We start from the raw sequence: 2,306 nt of genomic DNA, 5'->3' as shown, positions 1-2,306 counted from the left end.
TCTGCGGCAAACAGCGCGCCTAACGCTGCCGTATCTTTGCAAAATACGCCGCCTTCATCGCCTCCTCAAACGCGTCGTTGCTTTCGTACTCGTGCCCCAAAACCTCGCGCCACAGGCTCGCATCCTCCATGCAGAGGTAGAAAAACACGCGCTCGCGCCACGGAAAAAGCGCGTCCGCGGCAAATTTAAAAAGCTCGCGCTTGATCTGCAGCGGGTAGGACAGCTTGCCGCTCGCGTCCGCAAGGGGCATCTGCAGAATTTTGCTCCGTAGCCCGCGCGAGCGCAGCTTTTTTACGACGGGTTTGATGAAGGTAAGCGTGCCGAGCGAGACCATCGCGACGCCGCTTGGATCGAAGCTGCGTAGCAGCCGCTCAAAAAGCGCGCCGTAATCACTCCGCCACCCCTCGTACCAAACCATCGGGTGGAGGTGAAAGCCCACCAAAATGCCGCGCGCCGCGAGCGCTTCGGCTGCCGCCAGCCGCGCATCCAGACTCGCGCTTAGATGCTCCTCGTTCGCTATGATCGCGGGCGTATTTAGCGAAAAGGTGACGATGAGGTTGCGCGGGATCTCGCGCTGCAGGAAAAACTTAATATTGTTCGACTTGCTTTTAAGCTCCAAAATCACGTTTTCATGTCGCACCGCAAAGTCCGTTAGCGCGCTTAAAATGCCGAAGCGATCGCCCCACATGAGCGAGTCGGAGCTCTGACCCGTGCCGATGTGGTAGCTGCGCGCAGGATCGAGCCGCAGGCGCGCTAAATTTGCCGCGAAATTCTCGTCAAAGCCGATTTTCCCCTGCTTGTAAAAGGAGCCGATCGCACAATAGGAACAGTCAAAGCCGCACGAATTAACGGCATCGAGCGTCAGCAGATTGCAGCAGCGCGTGTTTTCGCTCGCCACTGGACAGCGCCCCAAAGCGATACGATCCGCGCGAAAAGAGGAAATTTCAAATTTTTTCGGCGCGTAATCGCTTTTGAAGCTCGCGTATGAATGCGGGCGCGACTTTAGCTCAAGCCAAGTCTCGCGCACGAAATTAAAAATTTGCTCGCCGCTTGGGACTTTCCCTGCTTTATTAAATTTGGCTTTATTAAAATTTAGCCCACACTGCCCGTCCGCAAGCAGCTCATAAACGGGCGTCTCGTCCCACGCCTCAAAATCGCTCGCAAACTCCGCTAGCTGCTTTCGTTGCTGAAATGAAAAGTGAAATTTCTCAAATAGCGCGCCCAAAAACGCGCTTGATCGCTCGCTCAGATTCACGCCAAACTGCGCGCCCGGCTCCTTTTTCGCCTCTGTCATCTTGCTCCGCTTCGTTTAAATTTTGCAAATTATACTTAAATTTCGCGCGCCGCCACTAAAAATCGTTGAAATTTCAGATCACGCTATAGAATAGTCGCTCGAAATATAAGGCGTAAGCTAGCGTAATAGCGACGTTTAGGATCAAAATTCCGCCGAGTATGAGCTTTTGCGGGATTTTTTTGACGCCCGTTCGGTAGTAATACGGCAGGGCGCAGAAAAACGCGGGTAGCACGAGCAGAGCGATACCTAGCGGCACGCCGCCGATGTCTATCTCGGCACTGCGCACAAACTGCGCCATGGCGGGGAATTTATGAGCGGCGAATATAGCTGCTGCAAAGAGCAGCTGCACGCAGACGCAGTAAAATAGGTAGCGCACGCCTATTAGGGCGTCTTTTAGCCATAGCCCGATACAGAAAAATACTAGCAAAAGAGCTAAAAAGACCAACGAGGGCGGATCCGCGAACATATCCGCCACGGCATACGCGCAAGCCGCGACGCACGCGCATGCCAAGAGGGCGAAATACAGATAAGAGCCTTTTATTTTCATAGTTTCTCCTGTGACTCTGCAATACCTTCAAATTCCGCGTCTTATTTAGTATGTGAGGCCAAAATTTCATCTCTCGGCTCGGTTTTTTGCATACGTCTCGTAGTTAAATTTTGCTCTTTATTGCGGCGCGGATTTGCGGCAGACGCGCCTTTACGAGCTCATAGACGAAGCTTTTGCAAAGCCGCTCGCCGCGCAGATGATCGCTTACGATCTTCATCATCGCCCACGGCACGCCTGCGCGCTCGCAAGCGCTCGCGAAAAGCGCGCTCTCCATATCATAAAGCGTAACGTAGTGATTTGCGTGCCCGCAGGTGGCATCTTTTGCCGTGCACGGCGTATTTTGTGTTGCTCGTGCTGCGGTATTCGTCGCGACGCTGTGCCCGCCTACCGCGATTTGTGAGGGTTTTACGCTCGCTAAATTTTGCGCCTCGACTTGCGTTGCGCTTTGTGTCGCAACCCGCGTCG

General features: G+C 53.8%; 3 protein-coding genes. All 3 read right to left on the bottom strand.

Features of this window, described 5'->3' with window-relative positions; translation table 11 throughout:
* Positions 1-19: 19 nt before the first annotated feature.
* Positions 20-1,294 (bottom strand): spore photoproduct lyase family protein, encoded by a 1,275-nt coding sequence (locus Q0256_RS00640; RefSeq protein WP_297959079.1) that lies wholly within the window; start codon positions 1,292-1,294, stop codon positions 20-22.
* 73 nt (positions 1,295-1,367) lie between these two features.
* On the bottom strand, positions 1,368-1,841 hold the full coding sequence (locus Q0256_RS00635; RefSeq protein WP_297959077.1) for a hypothetical protein: 474 nt from the start codon (positions 1,839-1,841) through the stop codon (positions 1,368-1,370).
* 103 nt (positions 1,842-1,944) lie between these two features.
* Positions 1,945-2,306: hypothetical protein (locus tag Q0256_RS00630; RefSeq protein ID WP_297959075.1), on the bottom strand; the 362-nt coding region annotated here is incomplete at its 5' end.

The sequence above is a fragment of the uncultured Campylobacter sp. genome, from assembly GCF_937949835.1.
In the GTDB taxonomy this organism is placed as follows: domain Bacteria; phylum Campylobacterota; class Campylobacteria; order Campylobacterales; family Campylobacteraceae; genus Campylobacter_B.
Note: the sequence above shows the minus strand (reverse complement) of the source record. Positions and strands in the feature narration are given on the sequence as shown.

Bases quoted from the DNA above. Each gene is read 5' to 3' on its own strand.
- Q0256_RS00635 (WP_297959077.1), bottom strand. From the start codon at position 1,841: ATGAAAATAAAAGGCTCTTATCTGTATTTCGCCCTCTTGGCATGCGCG.
- Q0256_RS00640 (WP_297959079.1), bottom strand. From the start codon at position 1,294: ATGACAGAGGCGAAAAAGGAGCCGGGCGCGCAGTTTGGCGTGAATCTG.